The organism is Oerskovia turbata, assembly GCF_000718325.1.
In the GTDB taxonomy this organism is placed as follows: Bacteria; Actinomycetota; Actinomycetes; order Actinomycetales; family Cellulomonadaceae; genus Oerskovia; species Oerskovia turbata.
Map to the genome: position 1 here is coordinate 148,527 of NZ_JOFV01000004.1, position 25,683 is coordinate 174,209.

Below are 25,683 nucleotides of genomic sequence, written 5' to 3' on the forward strand. Positions count from 1 at the left end.
ACCTAATCCAAGAATCCCGAGAAGGCTCCGTCCAAGTCAAACCGCGCCCCTAGTCCCGAGGGAAGGCGCACATCCAACGTTTCCTGCCACACTCCGCCTACCCGCCCGTATCCAAGATGTGCAATCGTGTCAGGGCTAGTAAGGATATCATCAAGCATACTCTGGCCACGCACATTCCATCCCGTCGGGTTCTCTTTCCCCAACGGTCGCGGCCAGTTGGGACCGGTCTCGGCACGATCCGCGTGCTTCTGTAGCGCTCGACCGGCCATTGAGTACGGCCCTTTGTCTGCCGCGCCTCCAGATCGGGAAGCACGGTCGAGGTCAATTAGCCCATCTGGGCCGACCCCGCAGTTGTGCACGAGCACCGGAGCACGTTCGGCGAGGACGTAGTAGGTGTGGAGGTCGTCGACGGTGAGGTTGTAGGCCGAGTCTACGGTGCTCGATCCGGCGTCGATGCCGCTGGTGGGGATCTGGAACCCGTCAGCGGTGAGGACGTTGTCGCCGAAGTTGAAGTCCTGGGCGTCCTGCCACTGCTTGTCCGTGGCGTTCCAGAACGGGTGGTCCTCGGTCGTCGTCAGAGCCTTGCCGCCCACGGTGAACGTGACCAGAGTGTCCTGGTGCACCCACGTCGCGGTGACAGTCCTCGGTCCCTGCTTCCCCGACTTCGGGTCTGCCGCGAGGACCTTGTCCCCCGGCTTGACGTTCTTGATCGCCTTGACCGACCCGTCCCCCATGAGCACCTTCGTGCCACCAGAGAAGCTACGAGGCGCCGGACACGACGACGGCGCGGGGCCGTCTTGCCGAGCAGGCTTCGCCCCACCCGCAGGCTTCGAGGCGCTCGCCGGCCTCGCAGCACCCGCCGGCCGCGGCGCAGGCTTGCCCGACGTGAACGAACGCTGCACCGCCGAACGCAGGATGGTCGAGGCCTTGCCGAGCACCGGACGGAGCAGAGGTCCTGCCGCTCCACCGAGATACCCCAGCGCCCCACCGATGAGCGTGTCGCGCGCGAGTCCCCCCCACGAGAACTTCTGCGTCTTCTGAACCTTGCTCTTCCACAGGTTCGTCGCCGCACCCGCGGCCGCTCCCCCGAGAGCCATACACCCCAGGCTCCCCGCGCCGGCCGTCACCGCCAGGCACCCGGACGTCACCACGACGCCCACGACTGCGCCGACGATCTCGCCCTGGTACTTCTTGACGAACCCGCTCGTCGACTTCCAGGCGGACTTCGCCTTGTTCTTGACCCACTTCCCGAAGCCCTTCCACAACCCGGTCGGGTCGGAGTACGTCACCGGGTTGTTCTCCGCGTAGGCGTACGCCGACCACTGCTGGGGATCGGTGAGGTCCATGATCGGGTCCACCGAGACGAATCTGCCGAGCTGCGAGTCGTAGTACCGTGCGCCGATGCTGGTCAGCCCGGTCGAGTCCAACGGCTTGCCGAGGAAGCCCTTGTCGTCCACCCACGTCGTCGGCGACGCACCACGCGGGTTCCCGTACGGATCGTGGTACCGGCGAGTGACCTGCTGCGTGGCGTTGTTGACCGTCATCTCGGCGGTGCCGTGATGGTCCGCGACGAGCGTGTCCACGCCCGCCGCACCCGGGCCGGTGCGCACCGCGACCGTCTGCCCACCCAGGGAGTAGTACCGGCTCCCCTTGAGGTCCCCGCCCTTGGTCAGGGTGAGCTCCTGCCCACCAGGAAGGTAGACCGTGGTCGCCCCGTCCTGACGACGGAGCAGACGGTCGCCTTCAGGGGTGTACAGGTAGTCGTCAGTGACCTTGCCAGCCTCCGTGACCGTGTCGAGCTTGCCCTCCGCGTCCCACGCGAGCGTCTGGACGGGCTGCCCCGCGACAGCACGCGTCGTCGTGTTGCCAGCCTGGTCGTACGCGTAGGTGTTGGTCCCGGTCGCAGCCCCCGTCGTCGCGACCTGGGTCACGGCGTGCGGACGGGGCGAACCCGGCGCCGGGTAGGCGTAGACGCTCGTCGCGTCTCCGGCCGTCCCGTGCTGCGTCGTGCTGGTGCGGTTGCCGACCGGGTCGAACGTGTAGCTCGTCCAGTACGGCGCGGCACCACCGAGCGATGCGGCCGTGCGAGGTTTCGCGCAGTCGTTGCTCGCCGGGGTCCACGCCTCGGTCAGTCGCCGCAACCCGTCGTAGGTGAAGCACTGGGTGTCTGCGGCGGACCCCACGGGCTTGTTCGAGATCGACGTGATGTTCCCCGCGTGGTCGTACCCGTAGCTCACGTCGAGGTCCAGGTTCACGATGCCCTCACGCTCGACCTTCGAGTTCAGCGGTCGCCGCGTACCGTGCTCGAACGTGTTGTGCTGGATCGTGGAGTAGACGTCGCCGAGGTCCTGGACCAGGACCTCGCCGTAGGCGGAGTACTTGGTGCTCGCCGCGTAGACGCCACCGTTGCCCGACACCAGGCCTGTCGCCAAGGAACGCGTGTCGAACAGGGTGCCCACCGTCTCTGCCGGGAGGTTCCCCACCGCCGGCAGCGAGACCGTCTTGACCTGCCCGTCGGCCGTGTAGGTCACGCCCGTGGTGTAGGTCCCGGCCAGCGCACCCTCGGACGTCGGGAGAGTCACCGACTGGCCCAGGGGACGGTTCAGCGCGTCGTAGGACGTCACGGCCATGACGTACGCGTGGCCCTTGTCGTAGCGGGTCATCGAAGAGAGCTGGCCCTTGGCGACGCTGTCGTAGGTCCAGGTCGAGCGCAGCGGCCCGGTCGCCGAACCCTCGCGCGTCTCCGTCGGGCGCCCCAGCAGGTCGTACTTGCTCGCCAGGACGACACCGCGAGCGTCGGTCGTGGTGAGAACCTGACCGGCGTCGTCGTACGTGGTGGTCGTCGAGCCCTTGTCAGGGTCGGTGCTGGAGACGACCCGCCCCAGACGGTCGTACGTGCTCGACCAGACGTTGCCCGCGACGTCCTGCGTCGTCGCGAGCCGACCGCCACTGTCGTAGGTGTAGGTCGTCGCATGGAACGGGCCTGTGACGGAACCTTGCGTGTACTGGCGCAGCTCGACGAGGTTCCCTCGCGCATCGCTGATCGACGTCTGCGGGGTCCCGCCCGCCGGGGGCACGACCGTCACACGATCGCCGCCGTGCGTCACCGTCGTGCGCCACTTCTCCTGCTCGGCAACCTGCACGATCTGCGCGGTCGCACGGCCCGCTCCGTCGTACTCGGTCACCATGCGCCCAGGGACAGCAGAGGTCGGGACGACCGTCGTGGTGGCCGGGTCCCCCGTCGTGAACCACGGGCTGTTGGTCCGCACCACGAGCCCGCGCGAGTCGTAGATCTGGTCGCTCACGATCCGCCCCGGAGTGTCCTTGTCGGCAGACGGAGCCTGCGTCTGGCGGGGGCGCAGCAGGCCGTCGTAGAGCGTGACCGAGGTCAGGTACGTCTGCGCCGAGGTCAACGTCTTCGTGGTGACGGTGTTCGACCCGTTGGCGCGCACGAGGTACTCGTACGCGATGCTGGCCGACTTGGAGGCTTGCGGACGGTCCGGCATCCACACGTTCGTCAGACGTCCGAGGGCGTCGTAGGTCGCGGTGGTCACCTTGCCGTTGGGGTCGACGGACTTCACCGGCGCCCCCCAGGCCGGGTCGATGTCCATGCTCGCGACCAACGCAGATGCCGGGCCGCTCCCGTCGGGGTCTGGGGAGGTCGTGACGAGCTTCGTCACCGCTCCGGCGCCGGCCGGCGTGTAGGCCAGCGTCGTCTTGCGTCCCAGAGCGTCGGTCTCGCTCACCGCGCGCCCCAGCGCGTCGAAGGTGCTCGACGACGTGGTCACATACTGCGGCGTCGCTCCGGAGAACGACTTGACCTGCTGCGTCGCGGTCACGCGCCCCTTCGTCGGAGCCGCGCCGTAGGCGCCCCCGTCGTAGAGCGCTCGTTCGTCGTTGACCACGTCACCGGGGCGCGACGGCGTGACACCGCACGCCACGGACACGGACTCCGAGCGCTTGACCGTGGACAGGATGTTCGCCGTCGTGTTGCGCGCGTACTCGAGTCGCGTGCACTTGTCGTCGACTGCGGTCGAGATGTCACCCAGGTCCTCGACCTGGACCGGGGACCCGTAGGTGTCGTCGAAGGTGGTGACTGTGCGGGTGGTTCGCACCCCTCCAGGCAGGTGAGGGGTGGTCGTCCGTGTCTCGGTGACCGCCTCACCCGTCAGATAGGACTTGGTCCCGTCCGCGCCGGACGCCGTCGCCGGAGAGCGCCACGGCGTCGAGAGCGTGGTCGAGACGACCGCGGCCCCGTCGTACGTGGTCTCCTCGCGCATCATGCCGCTGAAACGGTCGTGGTCGGTGATGCCGTCGACGTTGACGCTCCTGACACCGCCGGACGGGGCAGCCCTGTCCCCGTCCATCCCGCGGAAGTACCGGTAGCGCGTCTTGAGTTGGTTCGTGGTCGTCGAGCCGGTGACCACGTCGACCGTCCCGTAACCGCGGAACTGGCTCCAGGTGCGCTGCTTGGGCGGCGTGAGCTCGCTGTCGTCGTAGTGCCACGCTGGAGCGCCCACATAGGTGTACCGGGTCTCCGTCGCCTCCGACTGCGTGTCGCGGCCGTCGGAGACCACCGAGGACACCACGTACTTGTGGAAGTACTCCATGACCGGTGTCGGACGTCCCTCAGGTGTCCAGAAGACGGGGAAGCACCGGCGGGTGTTGGTCTCCGGCGACGCGGGAAGATCTGCGCTCGTGCAGTCCGCCGGCGAGTAGTTCACCGAGGTCGTCCCGCCGGACTCGCTGTTGATCGCGATCACGCGCCATCGGTTCATGGGCGGACCGTGGTCGCCGATCTTGTCGACCCGGTTGGCCATCTGCTGGCCGAGGAACTCGACGCGCGGCAGCGTGATCGCTGTTCCCGCGAGGCCCTTGTGCTGGACCGATGCCAGCCACAGCACCGGGTCGCTCCCGTCGCCGGGGGACGGGAACTGGTGCCCCAAGGTCCAGGAGTCCACCGAGCGGTACGTCGCCCCGTTGAGCACCTTGGTCGTCACCGTCGTCAGCCGCTTGCGGGTGAAGAACGACGGAGAGGTCTGCGTGGGGCACGAGGTTCCGGACGTGCACACCAGGTCGAAGGGGACGTCCGGCCACTTCGACGCGTTGGCAGCGGTCAGCTGCGCCGGGTCGCAGGTGATGGCCCCCGAGGGCAGGCAACGCTCAGCGACCGTGAAGTCGACCCGCATGGGCGGGTTGGCCCCCGCTTCCGCGCCGGATCTCGTGCCGTACTCGACCGACTTGAGGAAGCCGCCACGGTCGTACGTCGAGACCGCGGTGTTGAGGTTGCGCCCGTACTTGTTGGGCTCCTTGCCGTAGGTGTACGTCAAGGAGTTGCCGAACGGGTCCACGACATAGTCGAGGTTCCACTTCCAGCCCTGAGTGCAGGACGACGCCGCGAACATGGCCTGGTAGCACGGCCCGGGTGGTTGCCGTACACGGGAACGGTCCAGGCCGAGGCCAGCGCCAGCGGATCCGTCGCAGACCGCTTGTCCCGGCCGAAGAAGTACTGCGTGCCGTCAGGGGGCGTGACCTTCCAGTGCTCGGTGTCGTTGTCGCCGTTCCACGCACCGGTGAGGCGCTCGACCTTGGTCCCGTCGTCCGTCTCGGGCTTCCAGGTCCCCGTGGCCGTGTCCTTGACGAGCTCGGTCGACATCCCGTTGAACACGAGGGTCGCGTTGTCAGACTTCCAGCACAGGTCGCCGGTCTTGCGGGAGAGATTGTTCGCGTTCCCGTCCGCGTCCTCGCTGCACGAGACGTACTTTCGCTCGACATACCCGGACCACAGGTCCCACCCGTCGCCCACCCAGCCGGACTGGTTGTTCGTCGAGGCGACTCGCCCGTCCAGGCTTCCCGACGAGTAGGACAGCGCGAGCTCCGGCTGCAGGCCCCCCGGTGCCGGGACGACCCGCATGGGGTACGACCAGGAGAAGTTCCCGCTCGGCCCACCTGCCTGCCAGGTCGCCGAGGTCGACAGCGGCGTCGCCGACCAGTTGCCGGACCCTCCGGAAGTGCCTGCGGTGAGGGCCATGGCACCGAACGACGCAGGCTCGACGAGCGCCGTCACCGTGGAGGTCTCGACGTCGTTCGTCGAGTCGAGCGGCACGCTCTCCTGGCACTCGGGAGCGTCTGGCGTGGACAGCGCGCACTCTGGGAGCCCGACCAGACGAAGCCGCGAGGCCCAGTCACCGCCGTACCTGCCAGCGAAGCCGGAGTAGTCCACGGTCATCTCGACCGGTCCTGCAGGTTCAGCGGAGCCATCGGCGACCTCGAGGACCACGCCGTCGACTCCGGAGGCCTCGGCAACCTTCTGGTCGAAGACCTCCACGCTCACCGTCCCGCTACCGGTCGGGCCATCGTCGTTCAGCGACGTCACGGAGACGGGCAGACCGCCCGCAGTGCCTTCCGCCGGGCTGCCTTGGGGTGCGAGGTGGAGGTCCACCGCCCCTGCCCGGGGCCACGCGGTACCAGCGTCCGCCTCGTCGCGACGGGCCGCCGCACCCGCAGCAGGTCGTTGCTCTCCTTCGGTCACCGCGACCGGCTTGTCCACGTCGAGCTCGGGGTACAGCGCCAGGCCATGAGCGATGCGCTCCTCCTGCGTCCATCCCTCTCGCTCGCTGAGGTCGTCCCGTGCCGACGCGGTCGGCGCGACGACCAGCAAGCTCGCGACGAGAGTCACCCCGACCGTCAGACCCACGCTCGCGCGGAAACGTGCGTGGTCGAGACCCCTGGTACGGGCGGCAGCGTGCGACATCGAGTACCCCTTCGAAGAACGCATGGCGGAGGACAGAGACCGTCTGGTCATGAGGCTTGGGTGTAGCAGTCGTTGCTGGACATCGATGCGCTCGGCACGACGGTGTGGACTCGTACCGTCGAGACCACACCTCTCCAGTGCTGAGCAGCGGCGCCCGCGAGTTGACCGCGACCGATCTGCAAGGCACCGGAGGTGAACGGTGGCGAAGCGAACGACACCGACGCTCCGGCTTCCGGGGTGTCGAACTCCGACGGCCGACAGACCATGACCGTCAGCGTGTCTGCGCTGGCGTCATAGATCCCGGTCAACGACACCCACTGCCCCTGCTCGACCGGGATCGAAGAAGTCGAGATCAGCGGTGCCGGTGCCGCGGAGTCGCTGGCGTTCATCCAGAACGCCCAGCACGGCGACTGCCCAGCCGGGCAACCAGCCCCCGTCTGCACCCCTAGACCGAAACCGCTCGCAACAGACCCGTCCTGACTGACCGCGGCCCGCGGCTGCCCGTCCACCACGTCGGCGCGCACCATCGCGTTGACCGCGAAGGTACCGTCGGTACGGACAACGGGGACTGCGCTAGACGCCCAGTCACCGGCGGAGTCGAACAGCAGCCCCTTGTCCACTCCGCCCAGTCGACCAGTGGTCCACATGTCCGCAGCAGCCACGCTCAGATGGTTCAGGGGGCGCGCGGGCTCGCTACCGACCAAGCTGTCCTTGGCAACGAGTCCTGGCGCGTCGTTCAGCAACCAGGAACCGGCCGACGCCGGAAAGCCCACGCGGAAGAAGTAGGTGCGGGTCGGGCTGGTGTTGCCCGCGCGATCCACCGACCTGACATAGAGAGTCACGCCGCCCACCGTGTTCGGCGTGTAGGTGATGGTCGCGGCGTTCGAGGCCCCGGCGGCGACTGTCTGGTTCAGTGCGTCGGAGTTGAAGGAGTACTTGTAGGACACGACGTCGCTGGCCCCGGCCGCGCCGAGGCTGAATTTCCCGGCCTGGCCGATGCCGCCGGAGATCTGGTTCTCCGGGTACTGCGCCGTGCCGCCGGCCGCGGGCAGGACCTGCGGTGTCGGGGGCGCGGAGGTGTCGACGGTGAACTCGCAGGTCCCCGCTCCCCCCTGCAGTCCACGCGTGTCGGCCCCGATGACTCGCCAACGGTAGGTCCCGCCGTGGGCGAGGACGCCTGCGGGCACGGTGAGGGCATGCTGTGAGCCAGAGGCCTTTGCGCTGGTCCAGGACGGCCCCCAGATCACCGCGCCGTCCGAGACGCGGAAGATGTCCCACCGTCCCTGGACGTTGTCCGCCTCCGGGTCGCTCAGTGTCGCGCGAAGCGTCGGCGTCACGGAGCGGATGAAGGGGCGCCCAGCGCCCGAGACGCAAGCGGTCTCCGGGTTGGTCGTCGTCAGCGCTGTCGGCGTGTTCGGTTGCCGGTTGTACACGATCGAGAGCTTGGCGTCGTTGCGGTACCTCTTCCACCCGCCAGCCATGGACCCCTCGTCCGTGGCCTTGAGGCCGATCGACGCGCTCGAGTACCCCCCGTCCGCGGTCGCCTTGAGCTGACCGGTCACGTCGAACTCGACCCACCGTTGAGGCGCGCCAGAGCACGAGGGCTTGTGCGCGATCGAGACCTGGTCCTGCATCGAGCCCCACGAACCGGTGTGCGAGCTCCACGTCGTGGCAGCGGCCACACCCGAGACCCAGTACGCCTGGACCCCGGTCGCCGTGCAGCTCCACGAGTGCGTGCCGTACGCAGAGAACGTCGCCGAGACGACCTCAGCGCTACGCAGCGACGCGACCGTCCCGAACGTGAAGGACCACGCCAGACGCTGCACGCTCGCCCGCGAGCACTCCGCCGACGAGGACGGCGAGCACAGCCCGATACCCTGGTCACCGGTGAACCGGTACCCACCAGCACTGGTGGGCCACCCGGACTGGATCATCGTCCACTGCGCAAGGTGCCCGTCGATGCTTGGGTCGATGTAGATCGGCCAGACCGTCTCAGGGTCCTCGATCATCACCGGGTCCGGGGTGATCGTGACCGCATCAGCCTCGACGACCGCGGGCATCGCCGCGATCTCGTCGCCCACGCGCGGAGCCCGCACCGGGTCCGCCGTCCCAGCCCCCGCCCCCGCGCTCACCCCGGCAGGGACGCTCGACCGCGAGAACAAGCTCGCCGCCCCGTACGAACCGACCCCACCCGTGCCCGACGACCCCGGCGCCAGCACCCCCGCACCCACCACCGGGCCCGTTCCGCCCGCCGGTGCAGCCACCTCGTCCGCCGAGGAGTCCCACATCAACGGCACCGGCGAGGTGAACACCTCTTCACCCGTCCCGTCGACCGCGACGAACCCACCCTCGTCCGAGACCACGCTGAGCCCATCGCTTGTCTGCACGGGGAACGACAGCTGCGCCAACGCGGGGTTCGCCGCCGCCGCAGACGACTCCACCCGCAACACCTCCGAGAACCCCGTCCCGTCCTCGTGCACCGACACCACCAGGTCCACTCCGTCGAACACCCCCGGGTAGGTCACCTGCGCCCCCTCGACCACCGGTGCGGTCAGCCCGAACGGCACATCGAAGACCAGCTCATGCCCATCACGCACGATCCGCGCCAACGGCTCACCCACAGAACCATCCGAGAACGACATCGCCAACGCCGGCGCCACCACCCCCAGACGCCCACCCGCATCAACCACGCTGGTATCGATGGCCTCCCACGCACCATTGACATCCGTACGCACCGCCACCGCAGACGTCTCGACCCGCGTCCGACCCTCCGGCGTCGCGAACACCGTCTCCCACGCCGAACGCTCCGAAACCACCTCGACCTCGCGATCACACGCCGCCGCCACCACGGACGCCTGCACCGCAGAATCCACCGCACCCACACAGGGCACGGCGGAGGGCGACCCCTCGGGGGTAGGCTGCGCCACCGCGCCCACTGCCGGCGCCAACGTCACCGCGAGAACGACGGCCATGCCCGTCGCCACACCACGACGAACCAAAGCACCCCTGACGAGCCCCGACGAGACCACTGGCCACCACTCCGTAAGCCACACGCCCGTCGACCACGACGAACGCATCCAACCCTCACCCCCCGCGGGCGGGCCCCAAGCCGACTCACAGACAACACACAGCCAGCAATGGTAGACGGACACTAGAGGCAAAACCATCCACCCGCCAACCCCCACCCGCAGCGATGTGCAATTCAGGACGCTGGTCGTCACGACACACCGCGCGAGCGCTCCGCGCGGAACGCCTAGGTCCACAGCGCCCCGCCCCGGCATGCCCCGGCCCGGCACCGCGCCGCCGGGCGCCGCACCGCCCGCCACCACGAGCCCCGCCCGGCCCGCCCTCCTCAGCCGAGCAGCGGCTTGGCCCCGACGTCGCGCACGTGCGTGGCGACGGCGAGCGCCGCCCACACGGCGAGCCCCTGGACGACGACGAGCGCGACCGTTGGTGCCCCGACGAGCAGGGCGATGCCGAGCGGGATCATCCCGAGGACGGCGACGTCAGGGCCTTGCGCGACCATCGACATGGCCCCGGTGGGCAGGGCACCGCTGGGGGTGGCGAGCAGCGGGCCGGACCAGTTGGGCGGCTTGCGGTAGGCGCCGCGCACGGCGGCCGCCCCCATGCCGACGGCGGCCAGGACCAGCAGCGTGAACCAGAGGGAGTCGCCGGTGCTGTGCGCGAGCGGCACGATCCCGGCGAGCAGCGGAAGGAGCGCGGTGAGCGTGGGCGCGACGGCCCGGGCGAGGCGGGTGCGGCGGGCGGACAGCGGCAGCAGGGCGTCGAGCACGGGCGCAATCTCCGCGGTGCGGGCGCCCTCTGCGCCGAGCTGGGCGCCGCGGAACCCTGCGGCGACGAGCAGCACGAAGAGCCCGAACCCGCCCGCGAGCGTGGGGACCTGCTGGGCGACGACGACCAGGGCGGTCAGGCCGACGAGCTGGGCGAGCACGCTGGGGCTGCGGCGCAGGAGGGTGAGGTCGGCAGCGACGAGCGCTGTGGCCGGTCCGCGCACGAGGGCGAAGCGCGAGGGGGTGCGGGTGCGGCGCCGGGTGGCGGTGGCACGGTGCAGCGCCCGGCCGAGCTCGCGGGTGTCGAGGGACAGCAGGGCTCCGCCTGCCTGGTCGGCGACCGAGCTCTGCGACCGCAGGGCCTGCGCCCCGAGGGCTCCGAGGCGTCGCCACCACACCGCGGTAAGGGCTACGGCGACGAGGGCGGTCGCGAGGGTGGCGAGGTGCGGCACGGTGAGGTCGCGGGCGTCGGACCACCCGGCCAGGACGAGCCCGACCCCGGCGACGGGGACGGCCGCCACGGCGACGTCGCTGACCGTGGCGAGGAGGGCCGCCCGACGAGGCCGGGCCTGCGCGAGTCCTGCGGCGGCGACGACCAGCAGGCCGAGGGCCGCGCCGAGGCCCGCGCTGCGTGCTGCCGCACCGCCGTCGGCTCCGGCGGCGAGCGCGACCACGCCGCACCCGACACCCCCGCCGAGCACGGCCAGCACCACGATGCGCCAGTACGACGGGGTGAGCAGCCCGCGCCGGTCGACGGGCAGGGGGATCCACCACCGCACGCCCGCGCTGCCGGTGCCCAGCGGGCCGAGCCGGACGGCCGTGCCCATCAGGAGGGCGAGCAGCGCGACCGACGCGAGCGCCTGGATGGTGGCGGGGGTGAGGACGGGCGCCGCTCCCCCGCCGGGCTCGACCAGGAGCGTCTCGCGCAGCACATTCGCCGCACCGACGACGAACAGCACCGAGATCGCGGCGGACACGATCGCGTAGGCGATGTCGGTGAGGAGCTCGCCCGGCCCGGCGTCGGCGCGCGAGGCGGTGACGCGGGCGGTCAGGCGCCGGATCTCGCGTCCGGTGAACGCCTCGTCGGGGTTGGCGACGAGGCGGGGCAACGGCGGGTGCACGCCGTCGCTCACCGGACGTGCGCGAGCGCGTCGAGGGTGTCCTTGTGCCCTAGGCGCACGCACTGGTCGTCGCCGACGAGCAGGCCCTGCGCCCGGGTGCGCTCGACCAGGTCGGGGTCGTGCGTCGCGAAGACGACCGCGGCTCCGCGCCCGGCCTCCTCGACGAGGATCCGCGCGAGGTCGGCGCGCATGCCGGGGTCGAGCCGCTGCTCGGGCTCGTCGAGGACCAGGACTTCGCGCGGGCGGGCGAACCCGGCTGCGAGCAGGAGGCGTCGCCGCTGGCCCGAGGACAGCTCGGTCGGCATGGCGCCCGACTGGTCGGCGAGACCGAAGCGGTCGAGGAGCTCGTCGACGACCTCACCCGCCCCGGCGACGCCGTGACCGCGCGCGGTCAGTACCAGGTGCTCACGGGCCGTGAGCCCCGGGAAGTAGGCATCGTCGTCGAGGATGCCGACGACCTTGGCGCGGAAGTCGCGCTCGCGCTCGTCCACGTCCCGGCCGAACGCCAGGACCTTGCCCGACAACGGGGCGAGCACTCCCAGCAGCGCACGCAGGAGCGTCGACTTGCCGCTGCCGTTGGGCCCGATGATCGCCCACAGCTCACCGGGGCGCACCGCCAGGTCGACGGGCGCGCACACGGGCGCCTCGGCGTACCCGACGCGCAGGGCTCGGGTCTCCAGGACGGGCTGCTTCGTGACCGACACGGCTACTCCCCCGCCGCGGCCGGCGACACGTCCGGGCCGGGTCCGGCCGACCCAGCACCGGAGGCGAGAATCACGCGGGCGCACGCGACGTCGTCGTGCATGGTCTCCACGAGCGCCTCGATGCCGTCGAAGCGCAACGTGGGGCGCAGGTGCTCGACGAACTCGAGCACGACCTCCTCGTCGTACAGGTCGAGGTCGGTGCGGTCCAGGACGTAGGCCTCGACGCGGCGTTCGACGCCGTCGAACGTCGGGTTGGTGCCGATCGAGATGGCTGCGGGCAGGACGCCGTCGCAGTTCCCCGGGTCCGCCGCGAGGAGCTGGGGGCGGCGCAGCCAGCCCGCGTACACGCCGTCGGCCGGGACCATGCCGCTGATCGCGCCCAGGTTCGCGGTGGGGAACCCGAGCTCGCGCCCGCGCGCGTCGCCGTGGATCACGACGCCGCGCACGCGGTGGTGGCGTCCGAGCAGCGCCGCGGCCTCGCGGACCTTGCCGTCGGTGAGCAGGCCGCGGATCTCGGTCGAGGACCAGCGTCCGCTGGGCGTACCGGTGTCCACGGCGACCGACGTGACCGTCCCGACGTCGTCGATCGCCCGGACCTCGAAACCGTACGTGCGGCCCAGCTCGATCATGGTGTCGAGGTTGCCCGCGTTGTCACGCCCGAAGCGCACGTCGTGCCCCACGACGACCGTCCGTGCGCCCAGTCCCTCGACGAGGTAGGTCCGCACGAACTCCTCGGGGCTCTGCCGCGCGAAGTCGAGCGTGTACTCGACGAGCAGCACGGCGTCGAGGCCCGTGGCCTCCAGCAGCTCCATGCGGTCCGCGATCCCGGTCAGGAGCTCGGGCGCCTGCTCGGGCCGGTGCACCATCGCGGGGTGCGGGTGGAACGTGACCGCGACGGCCTGCGAACCCGACTCGCGGGCGAGGGACACGATGCTGCCGAGCACCTCGGCATGGCCGCGGTGGACGCCGTCGAAGTTGCCGATCGTCACGACCGACGGTCCGAATCCCGGCGGAACCTGGTCCAGGTCCGTCCACAGGTGCACGCGTACTCCTCGAGATGTGTGTGAGGCGGGCCCGCTCACCAGGCCCGACGACGGCGCGCACCCACGGCGCGCCTGGTCAAGATTGCCACGACTCGGCCCCGCGTTCCCCATCGAACCGGCCCGCGGTCGTCCGCCGGGCGGCCCGCCGCTCACGCCGGGGCGAACACGATCACGGGCTTGGCCTTGTGCTTGCCCTCGCGCACCACGTTCTCGAGCAGCGCGACGAGGGAGCCGTCGTCGCCGATCGCGGCCGTCGTGGCGTCCTGCACGGACGGGTCGATCCACTTGCCGTAGGACAGCGCGGTGCGCTCCTCGGGCGTCAGGTCGCGCGCCGGGAACGTCGCGCGGGCCGCGTCGGCGAGCGGGAGCGTCGCGAGGACACCGTCACGCTCGACCTGCGCCTCGAGCTCGTCGAGCGTCGAGGCGCCGCCGATCCCGTAGCCTCCCACGCGCGTGCGGCGCAGGGCCGTGAGGTGCCCCCCGACACCGAGGCCGGCACCGAGGTCGCGCGCGAGGGCACGGATGTACGTGCCGGACGAGCACACGACCGTGACGTCGACGTCGAGCGCAGGGACGTCGCCGGGCTCCACGGCGGGGACCGGGCGCACGTCGTGCACGTCGAAGCGCGAGATCGTCACAGGGCGTGCCTTGAGCTCGACCTGCTCGCCCGAGCGCACGAGCGCGTAGGCGCGCTGCCCGTCGACCTTGATCGCGGACACCGAGCTCGGCACCTGCTCGATGGGGCCGGTCAGGAGCGCGACGCCCGCGTCGATCGCCTCGCGTGTGACGGCCGAGGCGTCCGTCCGCGACGTGGTCTCCCCCTCGGCGTCGTCCGTGGCCGTGGCCGCGCCCAGCCGGATCGTCGCGGTGTACTCCTTGTCCGCACCCACGACGTACGTCAGGAGCTTGGTCGCACGCCCGATCCCCAGGACCAGGACGCCCGTCGCCATGGGGTCGAGCGTGCCCGCGTGGCCCACCTTGCGGGTCCCCGCGAGCCGGCGCAGACGGCTCACCACGTCGTGGCTCGTGAGGCCCTGGGGCTTGTCGACGACCACGAGGCCGTCGGGTGCGGTGGGGCGGCGCTCGCGCACCGGCTTGGGGTCGTGCGTCATCGTGGTCCTCGTGCTCGGCGGCTGGATGGTCGGGGGCGAAGGCTCAGCGTCCGGAGACGGCTGAAGGCCCGGACGACGGAACGACCGACCCCCAGCGGGGACCGGCCGTTCCGTGTGCTCGTGGTGCGGGACCCACCCGATCGCTCGGCGGGGTCCGAGCCCTCGCTGTCAGGCGGGCGCGACCTCGTCGGAGTCCGCGGACCCGTCGACCTCGGCCGCGTCGTCGGCAGGCTTCTTGTACGGGTCGGCGTCGCCGGCGTACGTGGCCTTCTCGCGCAGCGCGGCGAGCTCGGCGTCGCGACGTGCCGCCTCGTGGAGGGCGACGTCGAGGTGCGCCGCGGTCTCCGGCACCGAGTCGAGGTGGAACTCGAGCGTGGGCGTGAGCCGGATGCCGGTCTGCTTGCCGACCTCGGAGCGGATGATCCCCTTGGCGCTCTCGAGCGCCGCCGCGGTCCCTGCCCGCTCCTCGTCGTTGCCGTAGACCGTGTAGAACACCGAGGCGTTCTGCAGGTCACCGGTCACGCGCACGTCGGTGATGGTCACGAACCCGAGACGAGGGTCCTTGATCCGGGTGTCGAGCATCTGCGCCACGATGACCTTGATGCGGTCAGCGAGCTTCCGAGCCCTGGGCTTGTCGACCATGGTCCAGTCCTTTCGTCAGGGTGAGCCCCCGGGGTTGCAGCCCACGGTGGGCCCCTTCAGGCACCGTGCGTGAACGAAGAGCTCCGCCGACGCCGGACCGTGGGGTGTGGCGGGTCGTGGTGGGTCTGGCACGGGCCGTCAGGCCCGCGGTGGACCCGCCACACCTCACGGATGGGCGTCAGCGGAGAGGTACGTCAGCTACGCGGCTTCTCCCGCATCTCGAACGTCTCGATCGTGTCACCGATCTGCAGGTCGTTGAACGACCCGAGGCCGATACCGCACTCGAAGCCCTCACGGACCTCCGTGGCGTCGTCCTTGAACCGCTTGAGCGACTCGACCGTGAGGTTGTCGCCGACGACGGCTCCCCCACGCAGGACACGGGCCTTGGAGTTCCGTCGGATCTCGCCCGAGCGGACGATCGACCCGGCGATGTTCCCGAACTTGGAGGAACGGAAGACCTCGCGGATCTCGGCGGTGCCGAGCTGTGCCTCTTCGTACTCGGGCTTGAGCATGCCCTTGAGCGCAGCCTCGACGTCGTCGATCGCCTGGTAGATGATCGAGTAGAAACGGACGTCGACGCCTTCGCGCTCCGCCAGGGCCTCGACGCGCTCGCCGTACTTGACGTTGAACCCGATGATGATCGCGTTGTCCACGGTCGCCAGGTTGACGTCGTTCTGGGTGATCGCACCGACGCCGCGGTGGATGATGCGCAGCTGGACCTCGTCGCCGACGTCGATCTGCAGCAGCGCGTCCTCGAGTGCCTCGACGGCACCGGACACGTCGCCCTTGAGGACCAGGTTGAGGGTCTCGACCTTGCCCTGCTCGAGCGCCTGGGCGAAGTCCTCGAGGCTGACGCGCTTGCGGCGCTTGGCCAGGAGGGCTGCACGCTCGGCGGCTTCGCGCTTCTCGGCGATCTGACGGGCGGTGCGCTCGTCGGGTGCCACGAGGAACGTGTCGCCGGCGCTGGGCACGGACGCGAGTCCGAGCACCATGACGGGGCGGGCGGGGCCTGCCTCGGTGACGTTGTTGCCGTGCTCGTCGAACATCGCACGGACGCGGCCGTGGGCGGTGCCCGCGACGATCGCGTCTCCGACGTGGAGCGTGCCGGACTGGACCAGGACGGTCGCGACCGCGCCGCGGCCCTTGTCGAGGTTCGCCTCGATGGCGACGCCTCGTGCGTCCTTGTCCGGGTTGGCGCGCAGGTCGAGCGAGGCGTCCGCCGTGAGCAGGACGGCCTCGAGCAGCGCGTCGATGCCCATGTTCTGCTTCGCGGACACGTCGACGAACATGGTGTCGCCGCCGTACTCCTCGGCCACCAGGTTGTACTCGGTGAGCTGCTGGCGGATCTTGGCCGGGTTCGCCGACTCCTTGTCCACCTTGTTCACCGCGACGACGATCGGCACGCCGGCCGACTGCGCGTGGTTCAGCGCCTCGACCGTCTGGGGCATGACGCCGTCGTCGGCCGCGACCACGAGGATCGCGATGTCGGTGACCTGTGCACCACGGGCACGCATGGCGGTGAACGCCTCGTGACCCGGGGTGTCGATGAACGTGATGGGACGCTCGACGCCCTCGTGCTCGTGACGGACCTGGTAGGCACCGATGTGCTGCGTGATGCCGCCGGCCTCGCCCGAGATGACGTCGGTCTGACGGATCGCGTCGAGCAGTCGCGTCTTACCGTGGTCGACGTGACCCATGACGGTGACGACGGGCGGGCGAGCCTGGAGCTCGTCGTCGCTCTCGCCCTCGAGCTCGGCGTCCAGGTCGATGTCGAAAGCCCCGAGCAGCTCGCGGTCCTCCTCCTCGGCCGAGACCATCTCGATGACGTAGCCGAGCTCCGCCGCGAGCGAACCGAACGTGTCCTCGTCGAGCGACTGCGTGGCGGTCGCCATCTCACCGAGGTGGAACAGCACCGTCACGAGGCTCGCGGGGTTCGCGTCGATCTTGTCGGCGAAGTCGTTGAGCGAGGAGCCGTGGCGCAGACGCACGACGGTCGAGCCGTTCCCGCGGGGAACCTGCACGCCACCCAGCGAGGGCGCCTGCATCTGCTCGAACTCCTGGCGCTTCGCCCGCTTGGACTTGCGCCCACGGACGGGGCGCCCTCCTGCACGACCGAAAGCACCCTGCGTGCTGCCACGACCGGCACCACCACGGCCACCGCCACCGGGGCGACCGGCGAAGCCGCCGCCACCACCGGGAGCGCCGCCGCCGCCGGGGCCGCCACCTGCGCCGCCGGGGCGACCGGCGAAGCCGCCGCGACCGCCGCCTGCGCCGCCGCCACCGCCCGGACGACCGCCGGGAGCGGGGCGGTCACCGGGGCGACCGATCGAGGTACGACCCGGCATCATGCCCGGGTTGGGGCGAGGTGCACCAGGACGCGGGGCGGGACGAGGACCACCGGGACGGGGTCCGCCGGAACGCTCCGTGCTGCCTGCTGCGGGGTTCGCGTTGGCCGCGGGGTCCGCGGCGCGCTCCGGACGCGCACCGGGCCGGGGCATGCCCTGGCTCGAGGCGAACGGGTTGTTGCCCGGGCGCGGGGAGCCCGAACGCGGCATGCCCTGGCTCGAGGCGAACGGGTTGTTGCCCGGGCGCGGGGCGCCAGGACGCGCGCCACCAGCGGACCCGCCGGGGCGGGCTGCTGCGGGGCGCGGGCCGGGCGCGGGGGCGTTGCCGCCACCGGCCGGCTTGGGCGATGCCGACGGCTTGCGCTCCGCGGCCGGCGCCGGCGCGGGGGCCGGTGCTGCGGGCTTCTTGGCCTCGGCAGCGGGCTCGACGAACGCAGGGCTCGCCGCGGCCTCCTTGGCAGGGGCCGGTGCGGGAGCCTTGGGCGCGGCGGGCGCCGGGGCTGCGGGGGCAGCCGGGGCCGGAGCAGCGGGCGCCGGGGCGGCCTCTGCTGCGGGCGCAGGCTTGGGTGCTGCCGGACGTGCCGGCGCGGGCTTGGCGGGAGCGCTTGCGCTCTCCGTGCCACCGGCCGGGAAGGTGTCGCGCAGCTTGCGGACGACCGGCGGTTCGATGGTCGAGGATGCCGAGCGGACGAACTCACCGAGTTCCGTCAGCTTGGTCATGATGGTCTTGCTCTCCACCCCGAGCTCCTTAGCGAGCTCGTAGACGCGGACCTTTGCCACAACTCTCCTGTCTCGGCCCACCCGAAACAGGGAGGACCGTCTTTAGTGCTGGGTGCTCATCGCTGGGTACTCATCGGGTGCCCATCGGCTTCTAACCCGCTTCCTTGTCGACGATTCGTGCGGTGTTCGTGCGGTACTGGCGCGGTTCGGCTCTCGCGACGCGTGGTGCGCCGCGGACCGGGACCGCCGACTGACGATGACTGGCGATGACTGACGACGGGTCAGCCTTCCCTGTCGAGATGGGCCCGGGCCTCGGCGAGATCCACAGGACCTGCGAGACGCAGGGCCCGGGGGAAGGCTCGTCGACGCTCGGCCAGCTCGAGGCAACGCCGAGCATCGTGGAGCCAGGCGCCGCGCCCCGGGAGCGACCGGCCGACGTCGACGAGGAGCCGAGGCTCCGGGACGTCGGGCTGGTCCACCACGAGGCGGAGAAGAACAGACCGCAGGTCACGTTCCCGGCAACCGACGCACGTTCGAACGGGCGCGTGAGCGCCTGAAGGGTCGTGTGACGGCGTCCGGACCCGTGGCCCAGTCAAGGACAGTCTAGCGCGCCCGCTCACCTGGTGTTACCCGTTTCCGTCACCGGTGCCCGACTCCTCCCCCTCGCCCGAGGCCTGCGCGGCACGAGCGCTCGTCGCTCCGGGGTGGTCGACCTCGTCCGAGCGGATGTCGATGCGCCAGCCGGTCAGCTTCGCGGCGAGCCGGGCGTTCTGCCCTTCCTTGCCGATCGCGAGGGAGAGCTGGAAGTCCGGCACGACGACGCGGGCGGCGCGCGCCTCGGCGTCCACGACGGTGACTGACGTCACACGCGCCGGAGACAGTGCGCTGGCCACGAACGCGGCCGGGTCGTCGCTGAAGTCGACGATGTCGATCTTCTCGCCGTGCAGCTCGGCCATGACGGCACGGACGCGTGCGCCCATGGGGCCGATGCAGGCACCCTTGGCGTTGAGCCCCGCGACGCGCGAGCGGACCGCGACCTTGGACCGGTGGCCGGCCTCACGGGCGATCGCCATGATCTCGACCGAGCCGTCCGCGACCTCCGGGACCTCGAGCTCGAAGAGCTTGCGCACGAGGTGGGGGTGGGTCCGGCTGAGCGTGATCTGGGGGCCCTTCATGCCGCGCGCCACGTCCAGGACGTAGGCGCGCAGGCGCTCGCCGTGCACGTAGTCCTCGGTCGGGACCTGCTCGTGCGGAGGCAGGAGCGCCTCGGTGCCCCCCACGTCCACGAGGACCATGCGCGGGTCGTTGCCCTGCTGGATGACGCCTGCCAGGACCTCACCCTCCTTGCCGCGGAACGTGCCGAGGATCTGGTCGTCCTCGGCGTCACGCAGGCGCTGCACGATCACCTGGCGGGCGGTCGCGGTCGCGATGCGACCGAAGTCCTTGGGCGTGTGGTCGAACTCGGGCCCGAACACCGGGGCCTTGTAGCGCCGGACCGGCTGGCCGTCCTCGTCGAGCTCGGGCTCCTCGTCCTCCTCGGCCGGGAGCTCCTCGCGAGCCCAGACCGTGACGTGGCCCGTGCGGCGCTCGAGCTCGACCCGTGCCCGCGCATAGGCGTCGGGGGTCCGGTGGTAGGCGGAGAGCAGCGCCTGCTCGATCGCCGCCACCAGGATGTCGAGGCTGATGTCCTTCTCGCGCTCCAGCAGGCGCAGCGCGCTCATGTCGATGTCCATCGATCAGACCTCCTCGTCGTGCGGGGCGTCGGCCCCGGGGTTCGCGTCAACAGCCATCTCCGGGCCGAGGTCCACCTCGAGCGCGCGCTTGAGCTCGACCTGGACCGCGCCGCGGGCCACGTCGTCGAGCGCGACGGACTCCACGGGGGCGTCGGTGAGCAGCAGCTTCCCGTCCTCGACGTCCGCGAGACGTCCCTCGACGGTCCCGCCGTCGTGCAGCGCGAGCCGCACGATACGCCCGCGGGCACGCTTGAAGTGGCGCAGCTCGGTCAGCGGGCGAGAGGTGCCAGGGGTCGAGATCTCGAGCGTGTAGGCGCCGGGGAAGGCGTTCGACGTGTCGAGCACGGCGTTGATGTCGCGCGAGACCTCGGCGACACGGTCCAGGCCGAGGTTGCCCAGGGCGTCCTCGGGGAGATCCAGCGTGATGCGGACGACCGAGCGGCTTCCGGCCAGGGTGACGGTCACGTCCTCCAGGTACAGGTCCGCGTCCTGCACGACCGGTTCCACGACCCGGCGGACCCTGTCCGCCCCGGCCTGCTTCGCCTTGTTCATCTCTCGGTCTCCCGTCGGCTCCCACTGCCCACCGGGCAAGGATTCGACCGGTGTGTTGTTGTACGGGATCAGCCTAACGACTCACCCACGCCGAACGTGACATCATCACCCTCGATGACTGCCGAACCCGCTCCGCACCCGCACCGTCCGCACCACCCGGACACCGCCCCAGCGTCCGCTTCGTCACGTTTTCCGCGGCGGAACACCCCATGGCGCCCTGTCGTGCGCCGTGGCGTGGTGGCGATCGTCACGTCGCTCGCGCTGCTCGTGGTCGCCGGATGCGGCCTACGGCTCGAGACCCCGCCCCCGACCGAGCCCGTCCCGGACGCCCAGGAGACCCTTCGCCGTGTCGCCGTCGAGGGCGCGCTGCTCGTGGGCGACCTCGCCGACGCGGCGGCAGCGACGCCGTCGGGCCTGGAGCAGGGAGCCCTCGACGCCCTGACGAGCACGAGCACCCAGGCCGACGAGCACGTGACGCAGCTGGGAGGCGTGTACGACTCGGGGCTCCCCGAGCCCGACCAGGACGGTGACGCACCGACGTCGGGCGCGACGGACGAGCCGACGGGCCCCGCGAGCGCGACCCCCGCGGAGGTCGTCGAAGCGCTCGCGACGTCCGCGGTCGCGCTGCGCGGGGCGGCCGACGAGACCGAGGACGGACCGTTCGCGCGCCTCGTCACGTCGATCGCGGCGTCCCAGGACGCCTCGGCACGCCAGGTGGCCGCGACGACCGGCACTCCCCTGCCCGACTCGCTCCCCACGCCCACGGGCCTGCTCGTCCCCGAGGCCGCGCCGTCGGGCCTGAGCGCGACCGCCCTGTCCACCATCGTCGAGGCCGAGGACGCCGCGGGGTACGCCTACGAGGTCCGGGCGGCGCTCGCCGACGGCGAGCTGCGCGACGCCGCGCTCGGACGCGCCGTGCTGCACCGCGCGCGAGCCGAGGCGTGGGCCCAGGCCGCGGGCACGGCGGGCGGGCCGCAGGACCCCCGCCGGGTCGCGTACACGGTCCCGTCCGACGTCCCGACGCCGGAGCTCGCCGCGCAGCTCGAGACCTCGCTCACGCAGTCCTACGCCGCGCTCACGGGTGAAGCCGGCACCGGGACGCGGCTCCCGCTCGCCGACCTGGTGATCGAGGCGAACCTCGCCGCGATCGGCTGGGGCGCCCCGGTGAGCGCGTTCCCGGGCCTGCCCGAGCAGGCGGCGCAGGCTCCCGCCGCCGGGTGACGGTCGGCGGCGCCGAGACACCGCACCACGCAGCACCAGACGGGCCGGGCCCGGGAGCGACGAACGCTCCCGGGCCCGGCCCGTCCCTGTCTGCCGCGCGCTACGCGAGCAGCTCGGCGACCTGGTCGGTCACGAGGTCGACCACGTCGGCGACGGGGACCTGCACGGCGTCGCCGCCCTGGCGCGGACGCACCTCGACGACACCGTCCGCGAGGCCGCGGCCCACGACCACGACGAGCGGCGCACCGAGGAGCTCGGCGTCCTTGAACTTGACCCCGGGCGAGACCTTGGGACGGTCGTCGTACAGGACCTCGACACCGCGCGCCGAGAGCTCGGCCGTGAGCGACGCCGCGGCCTCGAAGACCGCCTGGTCCTTGCCCGTGGCCACGACCTGGACGTGCATCGGGGCCACGTGCGCGGGCCACGCGAGGCCCGCCTCGTCGTGGTTCGCCTCGGCCAGCGCAGCGAGCGCGCGCGTCACGCCGATCCCGTACGAGCCCATGGTCACGACGACCTGCTTGCCGTTCTCGTCGAGGACCGTCAGGCCCAGGGCCTGCGCGTACTTGCGCCCCAGCGCGAAGATGTGGCCGATCTCGATGCCGCGCGCGAGCTCGAGCGGACCCGAGCCGTCGGGCGCAGGATCGCCCGCCCGGACCTCGGCGGCCTCGATCGTGCCGTCGGACGTGAAGTCGCGCCCGGCGACCAGGTCGAACACGTGCTTGCCGTGCTGGTTCGCGCCCGTGATCCAGCGCGTGCCCTCGACGACGCGCGGGTCCAGGAGGTAGCGCACGGCCGAGCGGGACGACGCGGGGGTCTTGCCCTCGGCCGGCACGGTCACCTGGGGACCCTGCGGGCCGAGCACCTCGGGGCCGATGTAGCCCTTGACGAGCCCCGGGTGCGCGGCGAAGTCCGCCTCGCCCGCGGGCTCGACCTCGGCGGGCTCGACCGCTGCCTCGAGGCGCTTGAGGTCGACCTCGCGGTCACCGGGCAGACCGACGACGAGCACCTCGCGGCGCCCGTCGGGGTGCGTGAGCGCGAGGACCACGTTCTTGAGCGTGTCGGCAGCGGTCCACTCGCGGTCGGGGCGCGGGAACCGCGCGTTGGCGAGCGCGACCAGCGACTCGATCGTCGGGGTGTCCGGGGTGTCCTCGACGTGCGCCGCGGGTGCGTCGTCGTAGGGCAGGGCCTCGGGCACGGGCGTGACGACGGCCTCGACGTTCGCCGCGTAGCCACCGGGCGAGCGCACGAACGTGTCCTCGCCGATCGCGGTCGGGTTGAGGAACTCCTCGCTGCGCGAGCCACCCATGGCCCCGGACGTCGCGGCCACGATCACGTACTCGAGGCCCAGGCGCGTGAAGATCCGCTGGTAGGCGGCGCGCTGGTTCTGGTACGAGGCCTCGAGCCCCTCCTCGGTCACGTCGAACGAGTACGCGTCCTTCATGATGAACTCGCGGCCACGGATGAGGCCCGCACGCGGGCGCGCCTCGTCGCGGTACTTCGTCTGGATCTGGAACAGCGTCAGCGGCAGCTCCTTGTAGGACGAGTACATGTCCTTGACGAGGAGCGTGAACATCTCCTCGTGCGTGGGGGCCAGCAGGTAGTCGCCGTCCTTGCGGTCCCTGAGGCGGAACAGGTTCGCGCCGTACTCGTCCCAGCGGCCCGTGGCCTCGTAGGGCTCGCGCGGCAGCAGCGCCGGGAAGTGCACCTCCTGGCCGCCGGCGTCCTCCATCTCCTCGCGCACGATCGCCTCGACCTTGGCGAGCACGCGCAGGCCCAGCGGGAGCCAGGTGTAGATGCCGGGAGCGGCACGACGGATGTAGCCGGCGCGCACGAGGAGCTTGTGGCTCGCGACCTCGGCGTCGACCGGGTCCTCACGCAGCGTCCGCAGGAACAGGGAGGTCATCTTGAGGGGCTTGACGGGGGGACCGACCACCCGGCTGGAGGCTGAAGACATGGGCCCGATCCTACCGTCGCGGGCACCGCTCCCCCGCAGGGTTCGGGGGCGTACGCCGGCTCGCCGCTCGCGACGGTGCACACCGGCGCGCGAGCGGGCACCATGGAACCGTGCCCGAGCTGCCCGAGGTCGAGGCGCTCGTCCGGTTCCTCGACGAGCGTGCGACCGGTCGCGTCGTCGTCGCGGTGGACCTGGCCTCGATCGCGGCCCTCAAGACGTTCTCTCCCCCGCTGTCCGCACTGGTGGGAGGCACGGTCACGGGGGCCGCACGCCACGGCAAGTGGCTCGACCTGTCGGTCCGCCCGGGTGCCGGCGCCGGCGCGAGCAACGTGCCCGACGGCGACCTCCACCTGGTCTTCCACCTCGCCCGGGCGGGCTGGTTGCGCTGGTCCGAGGACGCACCGACGACGCCCGTGCGGCCCACGTCGAGCCGCGGCGGTGTGCGTGCCGTGCTCGCGCTGCGGGTCCGGTTCGACGACGGCTCGGGGTTCGACCTCACCGAGGCCGGCACGCGCAAGCGCCTCGCGGTCCACCTGGTCCACGACCCCGACGAGGTGCCCGCGATCGCGACGCTGGGCGTCGAGCCACTGGGTGCGGACCTCACGCGCGAACGGCTCGCCGAGCTGCTCGGCGCGCGCAACCAGCAGATCAAGGGGCTGCTGCGCGACCAGCGCCTGATCGCCGGGATCGGCAACGCCTACTCCGACGAGATCCTGCACGCAGCCCGGACCAGCCCCTTCCGACTGACCCGCAGCCTCGACGCCGACGACGTGGCCCACCTGCACGACGCGATCCGGGACGTGCTCACCGAGGCCGTCGCGACGTCGTCGGGCAGGCCCGCGGCCGAGCTCAAGGACGCCAAACGCCGCGGGATGCGCGTCCACGGGCGCACGGGCGAGGCCTGCCCGGTGTGCGGCGACGTCGTGCGCGAGGTGTCGTTCGCCGACCGCAGCCTGCAGTACTGCGCCACGTGCCAGACCGGCGGCCAGGTCCTCGCGGACCGGCGCATGTCCAAGCTCCTGAAGTAGGTCTCAGAACAGGACGGTCGCGAACGTCCCGACCTGCTCGAAGCCCACACGGCGGTACGCCGCGAGCGCCCGCTCGTTGTACGCGTTGACGTACAGCGAGACGATCGGCGCGATCTCCCGGCGCGTGATCTCCACGACCGCGGCCATGCCGGACTCGGACAGGCGCCGTCCCCGGAACCGCGGGTCCACCCACACGCCCTGCACCTGCGCGACCGCGGGCGTGACCGCACCGAGCTCGGCCTTGAACACCACGACGCGCTCGGGCGCGAGACCGTCCAGGGCGTCGCCCGCGAGAGGGGCCCCCGTCCCGGGCGGCAGCGGGGCCGGCGCCGCGCCACCGGCGACCCGCACGAACGAGCGCCCCGACGTGATGAGCCCACGCACGCGGTCCGCGTAGGCGTTGCCGCCCGCGGCGACCGGCGAGTAGCCGACCTCCTCGACGAACATGCGCACGCACGCGGGCAGGACCAGCGGCAGCTCGGCCGGCACCGACCGGCGGACCGACCGGTCCGGCTCGACGTCCGGTGCCCGGTCGATCATGAGCGACGGCTGGTCGTCGCGGACGTCCCGGGCCGCAGGCCAGTGCTCGGACAGCCGGTCCCACAGCCCCAGCGCCGCCGAGCGCTCGCCCACGATCGACGACGCCCTGCGGCCGAACCTGCGCGCCAGGGCGGCGAACGCGTCGAGCGCCTCCGCGCGGTCGGCGCCCTGCGACGGGACGACCGGCACCAGGTTGGCCCCCGCCCAGCAGATCGCCACGAGAGGCCCCTGCGCGGGAAAGCCCCACACCTGCCCGCCGCTGTGCGAGAGCCGGGTCGCCTCCACGATGCGCGAGGCGGCGAGCACCGACCCCACCGGGTCCAGCGAGCACACACCCAACGCCTCGGCGACGTCCCCGTCGCCCAGGACCCGGGCGCCCTGCGGCCGGGACCACGGCCCCGGAGGGTGCCAGCGCGCCATGGC

The 25,683-nt window shown here is 71.6% G+C and carries 16 protein-coding genes; 2 read left to right on the forward strand and 14 right to left on the reverse strand.

The genetic code is table 11. From position 1 onward, the window contains the following. Positions 1-2: 2 nt before the first annotated feature. The 12 genes from IE95_RS18685 to IE95_RS0105260 all read right to left on the reverse strand — a co-directional run bounded on the left by IE95_RS18685 (position 3) and on the right by IE95_RS0105260 (position 20,517). Positions 3-5,405, reverse strand: a complete 5,403-nt coding sequence (locus tag IE95_RS18685) for a polymorphic toxin-type HINT domain-containing protein (protein ID WP_084689843.1) — start codon at positions 5,403-5,405, stop codon at positions 3-5. After that, a complete protein-coding gene (locus IE95_RS19475) occupies positions 5,327-6,754 on the reverse strand; it encodes a SpvB/TcaC N-terminal domain-containing protein (protein WP_051702759.1) in 1,428 nt (475 codons plus the stop codon). Before IE95_RS19475 ends, IE95_RS18685 begins: the two co-directional genes overlap by 79 nt. 47 nt (positions 6,755-6,801) lie before the next feature. After that, positions 6,802-9,726 carry a DNRLRE domain-containing protein gene (locus tag IE95_RS0105215; RefSeq protein WP_129429378.1) on the reverse strand — a complete coding sequence of 975 codons (2,925 nt, stop codon included), beginning with the start codon at positions 9,724-9,726 and terminating at the stop codon, positions 6,802-6,804. A gap of 380 nt (positions 9,727-10,106) precedes the next feature. Then, a complete protein-coding gene (locus IE95_RS0105220; protein ID WP_051702760.1) occupies positions 10,107-11,678 on the reverse strand; it encodes a DUF6297 family protein in 1,572 nt (523 codons plus the stop codon). Further along, positions 11,675-12,370 carry an ABC transporter ATP-binding protein gene (locus tag IE95_RS0105225; protein ID WP_051702761.1) on the reverse strand — a complete coding sequence of 232 codons (696 nt, stop codon included), beginning with the start codon at positions 12,368-12,370 and terminating at the stop codon, positions 11,675-11,677. Before IE95_RS0105225 ends, IE95_RS0105220 begins: the two co-directional genes overlap by 4 nt. Positions 12,371-12,372: 2 nt before the next feature. Continuing rightward, positions 12,373-13,413 carry a bifunctional riboflavin kinase/FAD synthetase gene (locus IE95_RS0105230; RefSeq protein WP_051702762.1) on the reverse strand — a complete coding sequence of 347 codons (1,041 nt, stop codon included), beginning with the start codon at positions 13,411-13,413 and terminating at the stop codon, positions 12,373-12,375. 149 nt (positions 13,414-13,562) lie between these two features. Then, on the reverse strand, positions 13,563-14,525 hold the full coding sequence (gene truB / locus IE95_RS0105235; protein WP_030150584.1) for a tRNA pseudouridine(55) synthase TruB: 963 nt from the start codon (positions 14,523-14,525) through the stop codon (positions 13,563-13,565). Between the two features lie 168 nt (positions 14,526-14,693). Next, positions 14,694-15,167 carry a 30S ribosome-binding factor RbfA gene (rbfA, locus tag IE95_RS0105240; protein ID WP_036571077.1) on the reverse strand — a complete coding sequence of 158 codons (474 nt, stop codon included), beginning with the start codon at positions 15,165-15,167 and terminating at the stop codon, positions 14,694-14,696. A gap of 194 nt (positions 15,168-15,361) precedes the next feature. After that, positions 15,362-18,292: a translation initiation factor IF-2 gene (gene infB, locus IE95_RS0105245; RefSeq protein WP_030150586.1), complete on the reverse strand. Its 2,931-nt coding sequence runs from the start codon at positions 18,290-18,292 to the stop codon at positions 15,362-15,364. Between the two features lie 221 nt (positions 18,293-18,513). Next, positions 18,514-18,852 carry a YlxR family protein gene (locus IE95_RS21300; protein WP_084689845.1) on the reverse strand — a complete coding sequence of 113 codons (339 nt, stop codon included), beginning with the start codon at positions 18,850-18,852 and terminating at the stop codon, positions 18,514-18,516. A 6-nt stretch (positions 18,853-18,858) separates the two neighbouring features. Then, a complete protein-coding gene (gene nusA / locus IE95_RS0105255) occupies positions 18,859-19,965 on the reverse strand; it encodes a transcription termination factor NusA (protein WP_030150588.1) in 1,107 nt (368 codons plus the stop codon). Between the two features lie 3 nt (positions 19,966-19,968). Beyond that, positions 19,969-20,517 (reverse strand): ribosome maturation factor RimP, encoded by a 549-nt coding sequence (locus tag IE95_RS0105260; RefSeq protein WP_030150589.1) that lies wholly within the window; start codon positions 20,515-20,517, stop codon positions 19,969-19,971. Between the two features lie 222 nt (positions 20,518-20,739). On the opposite strand from IE95_RS0105260, the gene IE95_RS0105265 reads away from it, so the two are divergent. Next, positions 20,740-21,738 (forward strand): DUF4439 domain-containing protein, encoded by a 999-nt coding sequence (locus IE95_RS0105265; RefSeq protein WP_164984117.1) that lies wholly within the window; start codon positions 20,740-20,742, stop codon positions 21,736-21,738. A gap of 100 nt (positions 21,739-21,838) precedes the next feature. On the opposite strand, the gene IE95_RS0105270 is transcribed toward IE95_RS0105265, so the two are convergent. Further along, entirely contained in the window at positions 21,839-23,692 is a 1,854-nt protein-coding gene (locus IE95_RS0105270; protein WP_030150591.1) for a proline--tRNA ligase, read from the reverse strand. Positions 23,693-23,802: 110 nt separating this feature from the next. On the opposite strand from IE95_RS0105270, the gene IE95_RS0105275 reads away from it, so the two are divergent. Then, the gene (locus IE95_RS0105275; protein ID WP_030150592.1) at positions 23,803-24,720 is read left to right on the forward strand and encodes an Fpg/Nei family DNA glycosylase; all 918 of its coding nucleotides are present in this window, start codon (positions 23,803-23,805) and stop codon (positions 24,718-24,720) included. 3 nt (positions 24,721-24,723) lie between these two features. Here IE95_RS0105275 and IE95_RS0105280 read toward each other — a convergent pair whose 3' ends face one another. Next, the gene (locus IE95_RS0105280; RefSeq protein ID WP_030150593.1) at positions 24,724-25,680 is read right to left on the reverse strand and encodes a GNAT family N-acetyltransferase; all 957 of its coding nucleotides are present in this window, start codon (positions 25,678-25,680) and stop codon (positions 24,724-24,726) included. Positions 25,681-25,683: the final 3 nt, after the last annotated feature.